The sequence below is a fragment of the Mannheimia haemolytica genome, assembly GCF_004342115.1.
GTDB classification, from domain to species: Bacteria; Pseudomonadota; Gammaproteobacteria; order Enterobacterales; family Pasteurellaceae; genus Mannheimia; species Mannheimia haemolytica.
Genome location: NZ_SMAC01000054.1, coordinates 1 through 5,027, shown reverse-complemented (window position 1 = coordinate 5,027; position 5,027 = coordinate 1). Strand labels below are relative to the sequence as shown.

Genomic DNA, 5,027 nt, shown 5'->3' with positions numbered 1-5,027 from the left:
ACGATGAAAACAACCCAACATATTTTAGATGAACGTGAACAACAACACGGCAACTACAACAGTTTCGCCAAGATTTATGGTGGTTTACGCAAAGTAAGCGACCCGCACGCAGAGAAACTTACTTGGCGGCAGCAAATCTCGGTTGAAATGATACTGTTTAAACTGGCTCGTATTTTGAATAACGGCTCAAACCACCAAGATAGCTGGCAAGATATTGCCGGATATGCCCTATTAGGCGGCGATATTTATACTCCGCAATCATCAGACAATACCAATACCAAAGGCTTACCAAAACCATTAACAGATAGCATTTATCCCGAATCACATCTTGATAAAAATGCAGTATGGCGGCTGGATTTGGAGTTTGAAACGAAAGAGCAAGCGGTGGCGGTATTGGAAGCCGTAACAGGCAAGAAATATAGTGAAAATATAACTTAGGGGGAATTTATGAGCAAAGAAAAATATTTTTCAGTTGATGTATCAAATGATATACATATCCTAAATCTGCACGAAACCTTAGAGCAAGCAAAACAAAGCTGTTTAAATGGTGCTGCTGAAGCCTATGAGTTTGCCAGTGAAATGGATGATTGCGAAAACTATGAAGCCAATGATTTACCATATGCAGTTTATGGCGTTGTTTTAGGTAGAGCAAAATCAGATATTCGCCCGCTTACAAGTGAAGAAAAGGAATCTGGGTACTTTGAAGAGGTTGACAATTTTATTGAACAACCAGAACTTGTAGAAACTAATGGCTGGATTTCAGTCAAAGACAGATTGCCAGAAATCCGCAAAGAAGTCTTGATAACAAACAATTTTATTATGATTGCTCAATTCAATGGCGAGAGCTGGTTCAAGCCGGGTGGATTCTTAGGTATTCAGCCTGTCTATGGTGTTACCCACTGGCAACCTCTTCCCGAGCCACCAAAAGAGAAAGCAAATGAAAGAAATTAAACTAGGCGTATCGCCACTCACAAATGAAATTTATGCAGGCTATGTCAATAAAAAAGGCGATTTATGGACTGAAAAGCAAGATGTGACAATGCCGGCTCTATTATGTGTAGTTCAACACTGTTTGAAGTTTGGTTCCCCAATCATTATCTCAAAAGAAAATGGCGAGCCTGAATTTGAAATTACTGTAAAGGATTTAAGAAAATGAGTAAAGAAAACAACGGCTGGATTTCCATTGAGGACAAATTACCACCTATTGAAACGGATGTGCTAGGGTTATGCGATATTTCAGGAATGCAGTTAATTTTAATAGTTTCAAGAGAACTTGCCGATAACGAGTGGTATTTTCTTAGTGTAAATCAATATGGGCTTGATGACGATGTGATTGCAGTAACCCACTGGCAACCACTTCCAAAGCTGCCAAAGGACAACCAATGACAGACACCAAACGCTTAGATTTTATCAAAAAGCACAAAATGGAAATCCGCTACAATGGCTTATCAGACGAATTTGTTATTAGTAATCACGCTGAAAACAGCCAGCATTTCCGTATGGCAAGAAATGCCGATTTACGCACGGCGATTGATGAAGCAATGAAAGAAATGAGAGGACTAAACAATGCAACAACTAATTAAAAACATCGAACAATGGGCGGAAGACCGCAATTTAATTAACGGCTCTACCCCACAAAAGCAAATGTTAAAACTAATGGAAGAGTTTGGGGAATTATGTGCAGGTGTAGCAACCAATGAATTTGAAACTATTTTAGACAGTCTAGGTGACTGTCTAGTGATTTGTACGATTATGCGTAAACAGCTCAAAATGGAAAAACTGTTTAGCATTAGCCATTGCGATAATACCAATTTTAATTGTGGAGTTGCGGCTCAGATTGTTCAGGCCAATATTGATTTAGGTAATGTAGCAAGTGAGTTATCTAGAGGTTGTGATTTATCTCGATTAGAAGATTACTTAAGCGGCTTTGAAAATCAGCTTGATCTTATCGCTCAATTCTACAAAACAGACGTACAAACAGCTCTCCTCTATGCTTATATTCAAATCAAAAATCGAAAAGGAAAAATGATTGATGGCGTGTTTGTGAAAGAGGGAGACTTATAATGCCAACCTCTACCGCCTTTCTGTTAGGACTAATTTTAGGCTACTTGATATCCAAAGTGATAAAAGCCATCAAAGAACTTTAACCGACCCTGCCCGTGCAGGGTTTATTTTTATCCACCCACAAGGAAACTCAAATGAAGAAAATCCTCCTTATCGCACCGCTTGCGGTCGCACTTACTGCTTGTTCGCCGTTCTCCGTTGATGAGGGCGAAATCGGCTTAGTCACAAAATACGGCGAAATCATCGAAACAAAATCAGCCGGACTGCACTGGCGGTCGTGGCTAGAAGATGATATTACCTTTTCCACCCGTGAGCAAAAAATCGTTCTCGGCGCATTTGACGGCAACGGCGATCTAGCCGGTGGCATTTCCGCCTATACCCGTGATACGCAGACGGTAACTACTGCCCTTACGATTACTTACAAGCTGACCGATCCAGTGGCGGTATACAAAAACTACCGTACCACCGACAATATGATCAACCAACTAATCGAACCTCGCAGCCGTCAAGCGTTGGAAGTGGTATTCAGCGAATATACCGCTCAGCGTGCGTTAGAAAATCGGGCCAAGCTAACTACCGACATCACAAGCCAAATTCGTGAGGCGGTGAAAGGCTATCCGATTGAAATTACCGCCGTGCAAACCGTGATCCAATTTAACAAGGAATACGAAAAACGAGTGGAAGAAAGCGTACAGAAAAACGTGGCAATCCAAACCGCCGAACGTGAACTGATTATCCAGCAGAAACAGGCGGAAATAGTCAAGGTCAATGCACAGGCAAAAGCCGATGCCGAAGTGATTCAAGCCAAAGCAGACGCTGAAAAAGTCCGCCTTGCCGGTGAAGCGGAAGCCGCCGCTATTCGTGCGAAAGGTGAAGCCCTGAAAGAAAATCGTCAGCTAGTAGAACTCACTGCGGCGGAAAAATGGAATGGCGTATTACCAACCACAATGACACCGAACGGCACAGTGCCGTTTGTGAAGGTAGGACAATAATGGCTGATGTTGTACAAGTCATTTTCCACGTTGTACTAAGTGGGGTTCTATGCTTATCCGCCAATATGTTATGGCATTCAAGAAAGCTGATGAAACGTCAGATTGAAGAAGTTGAATTGCGTATCCAAAAACTAAAACAGGAGTAAAAACAATGTTCATTTTAGGCATTATTACCGGTGTGGCCGTTGCATTCGCCACCCAAGCGTTCTTCCGTCAATATAAATTGACCGAACGAAATAAAGACAAATCCGAGTAAATGAACTGTTCATTGAACAATTGAACAAATGAACACTTGACAACCAACCGCTTGCGGAACAAGCGGTTATTTTTTGGAGGAAAAATGCAATTCCAAGAACACAATAACCGCAAAAAAGCCGACAAATTCGCTGAATACATCACAGGTGAAGCTCTACGCCGTTATGTTGCTGAAAAGGTCAAGCAGTATGCCAGAAATAATGTTTCTGTTTTTGACGGGGCGGCAGGTTCTGGGCAGTTGGAGCAATTTGTCCGCCCAACCTCTTTTACTGCGGTAGAGGTCCAATCCGAAAGCTGCGATGTGTTACGGCACAATTTCCCTACGGCTCAAATCTATAATCAGAGCTTCTTTCTCTATCCTAACGGCGAACCGTGCGATTGCGTGATTATGAATCCGCCATTTTCCCTTAAATTTAAGGATTTAAGCCAAGCCGAACAAGCACAAATTCAATCCGAATTTCCGTGGAAAAAATCTGGGGTGGTTGATGATATTTTCGTCCTAAAAGGACTGGCAAATAGTCACCAATGGGGATTTTTCATTCTCTTTCCCGGCGTTGGCTACCGCCAAACAGAAAAACGCTTTCGAGAAGAAGTTGGCAATCAACTTGTAGAACTCAACCGCATCCAAAACGCCTTTGAGGATACCCCGATTGAAGTCCTATTCTTGGTGGTAGACAAAACCAAAACGACCGATGATTGCTCTCGGGAGTTAATCGATTGTGCTGGTGGGCAAATTCAACAAATTTGTGCTGATAAATGGAAAATTAGACCTGATCATTGGGAAAGTATCCAACCGCCACCACCGCCACAAGAAGAGATAAAACCGCTTGAATTAGAGGCGTTTGCCCGAGAACAAGCGATTGAACGAATTGTCGGCGAGGTTCGCTTATCCAAGCTGATCGCAGAATTTTTTGAACCAGAATTACGCCGCACTTTTAACGCATTTATTGATGATATTTGCGTTGCGGTGCAGGCGGAGAAGATTGTATGAACAACATAATAAAATTCACCTATGGATCTATCTGCTCCGGCATTGAGGCAGCAAGTGTAGCGTGGCACGACATCGGTACGCCGTTATGGTTCAGCGAGATTGAGCCGTTTCCGTGTGCAGTGCTTGCTCACCGTTTCCCCGATGTGCCGAACTTGGGCGATATGATCGCCCTACCTAAAAAAATATTAAACGGCGAAATTCCCGCTCCTGATGTGTTGGTTGGAGGTACGCCTTGTTTTACCGCTGGGCATATGGTTTTAACGGATAAAGGATATATGCCAACCGACCTGAAAATTTAGAGTGGTGTACACGCTCAGAAAATATGTTGCATTGCTCAAGACTTGGAGGTTTTAGCAAGCACTCCGAGAGGATGAAAAAAATGAATATTGAGCGTTGCTCAGTTCCTGTTGCCGCAATAACTCTGGACGGGAAATTATTCAAAAAATACACCTCAATGACAAGTGCAGGTAAAGATGGTTTCTCACATTCAAAAATCAGCCTTTGCATTCAGGGTAAACGCAAAACGCACAAGGGTTACATATGGCAAAAGTTATAATGGCCGTCCCTTGTATGCGGTGGATAGGACAAAGGCTTAACGATTATTTAACTCAATCCCTCTAAATGAGGGGGTTATTTGGAGAGAATATGGAACAACCTACTGAATTTTTAACGAAAGACGAACTTGCTGATTTAACAGGCTATCGTCAAAAGAAAAGACAAATCGA

The 5,027-nt window shown here is 42.4% G+C and carries 11 protein-coding genes and 1 pseudogene; all 12 read left to right on the top strand.

All coding sequences use genetic code 11. The features are described 5' to 3' along the window. Positions 1-438, top strand: a 438-nt coding sequence (locus EDC41_RS13120; protein ID WP_243642648.1) for a DUF6378 domain-containing protein, incomplete at its 5' end; no start/stop codon positions are given. A gap of 9 nt (positions 439-447) precedes the next feature. Then, positions 448-951 carry a DUF551 domain-containing protein gene (locus EDC41_RS13115; RefSeq protein ID WP_115262501.1) on the top strand — a complete coding sequence of 168 codons (504 nt, stop codon included), beginning with the start codon at positions 448-450 and terminating at the stop codon, positions 949-951. Beyond that, complete coding sequence (locus tag EDC41_RS13110) at positions 938-1,156, top strand: DUF7446 family protein (RefSeq protein ID WP_115262500.1); 219 nt, start codon at positions 938-940, stop codon at positions 1,154-1,156. Before EDC41_RS13115 ends, EDC41_RS13110 begins: the two co-directional genes overlap by 14 nt. Then, entirely contained in the window at positions 1,153-1,386 is a 234-nt protein-coding gene (locus EDC41_RS13105; RefSeq protein ID WP_006252705.1) for a DUF551 domain-containing protein, read from the top strand. Before EDC41_RS13110 ends, EDC41_RS13105 begins: the two co-directional genes overlap by 4 nt. Next, positions 1,383-1,583: a hypothetical protein gene (locus EDC41_RS13100; RefSeq protein WP_006248794.1), complete on the top strand. Its 201-nt coding sequence runs from the start codon at positions 1,383-1,385 to the stop codon at positions 1,581-1,583. The genes EDC41_RS13105 and EDC41_RS13100 overlap by 4 nt, the downstream gene beginning before the upstream one ends. After that, positions 1,567-2,064 carry a MazG-like family protein gene (locus tag EDC41_RS13095; RefSeq protein ID WP_115262499.1) on the top strand — a complete coding sequence of 166 codons (498 nt, stop codon included), beginning with the start codon at positions 1,567-1,569 and terminating at the stop codon, positions 2,062-2,064. Before EDC41_RS13100 ends, EDC41_RS13095 begins: the two co-directional genes overlap by 17 nt. A 134-nt stretch (positions 2,065-2,198) precedes the next feature. Further along, on the top strand, positions 2,199-3,056 hold the full coding sequence (locus EDC41_RS13090) for an SPFH domain-containing protein (protein ID WP_021279380.1): 858 nt from the start codon (positions 2,199-2,201) through the stop codon (positions 3,054-3,056). Then, positions 3,056-3,202 carry a hypothetical protein gene (locus EDC41_RS13085; RefSeq protein WP_021279379.1) on the top strand — a complete coding sequence of 49 codons (147 nt, stop codon included), beginning with the start codon at positions 3,056-3,058 and terminating at the stop codon, positions 3,200-3,202. The genes EDC41_RS13090 and EDC41_RS13085 overlap by 1 nt, the downstream gene beginning before the upstream one ends. Positions 3,203-3,396: 194 nt before the next feature. Next, positions 3,397-4,302 (top strand): N-6 DNA methylase, encoded by a 906-nt coding sequence (locus EDC41_RS13080; RefSeq protein ID WP_061888667.1) that lies wholly within the window; start codon positions 3,397-3,399, stop codon positions 4,300-4,302. Then, positions 4,299-4,538 (top strand): annotated as a pseudogene (locus tag EDC41_RS13075) (DNA cytosine methyltransferase); the annotation flags it as partial. The gene EDC41_RS13080 and the pseudogene EDC41_RS13075, both read left to right, overlap by 4 nt. A 143-nt stretch (positions 4,539-4,681) precedes the next feature. Continuing rightward, complete coding sequence (locus EDC41_RS13630) at positions 4,682-4,858, top strand: hypothetical protein (RefSeq protein WP_165876909.1); 177 nt, start codon at positions 4,682-4,684, stop codon at positions 4,856-4,858. A 65-nt stretch (positions 4,859-4,923) separates the two neighbouring features. After that, on the top strand, positions 4,924-5,027 hold a 104-nt coding region (locus EDC41_RS13070; RefSeq protein ID WP_341539293.1), incomplete at its 3' end, for a DUF4224 domain-containing protein.

Excerpts from the sequence above, each read along its gene's own strand:
- EDC41_RS13115 (WP_115262501.1), top strand. The coding sequence starts at position 448 with ATGAGCAAAGAAAAATATTTTTCAGTTGATGTATCAAATGATATACAT.
- EDC41_RS13110 (WP_115262500.1), top strand. The coding sequence starts at position 938 with ATGAAAGAAATTAAACTAGGCGTATCGCCACTCACAAATGAAATTTAT.
- EDC41_RS13105 (WP_006252705.1), top strand. The coding sequence starts at position 1,153 with ATGAGTAAAGAAAACAACGGCTGGATTTCCATTGAGGACAAATTACCA.
- EDC41_RS13100 (WP_006248794.1), top strand. The coding sequence starts at position 1,383 with ATGACAGACACCAAACGCTTAGATTTTATCAAAAAGCACAAAATGGAA.
- EDC41_RS13095 (WP_115262499.1), top strand. The coding sequence starts at position 1,567 with ATGCAACAACTAATTAAAAACATCGAACAATGGGCGGAAGACCGCAAT.
- EDC41_RS13090 (WP_021279380.1), top strand. The coding sequence starts at position 2,199 with ATGAAGAAAATCCTCCTTATCGCACCGCTTGCGGTCGCACTTACTGCT.
- EDC41_RS13085 (WP_021279379.1), top strand. The coding sequence starts at position 3,056 with ATGGCTGATGTTGTACAAGTCATTTTCCACGTTGTACTAAGTGGGGTT.
- EDC41_RS13080 (WP_061888667.1), top strand. The coding sequence starts at position 3,397 with ATGCAATTCCAAGAACACAATAACCGCAAAAAAGCCGACAAATTCGCT.
- EDC41_RS13630 (WP_165876909.1), top strand. The coding sequence starts at position 4,682 with ATGAATATTGAGCGTTGCTCAGTTCCTGTTGCCGCAATAACTCTGGAC.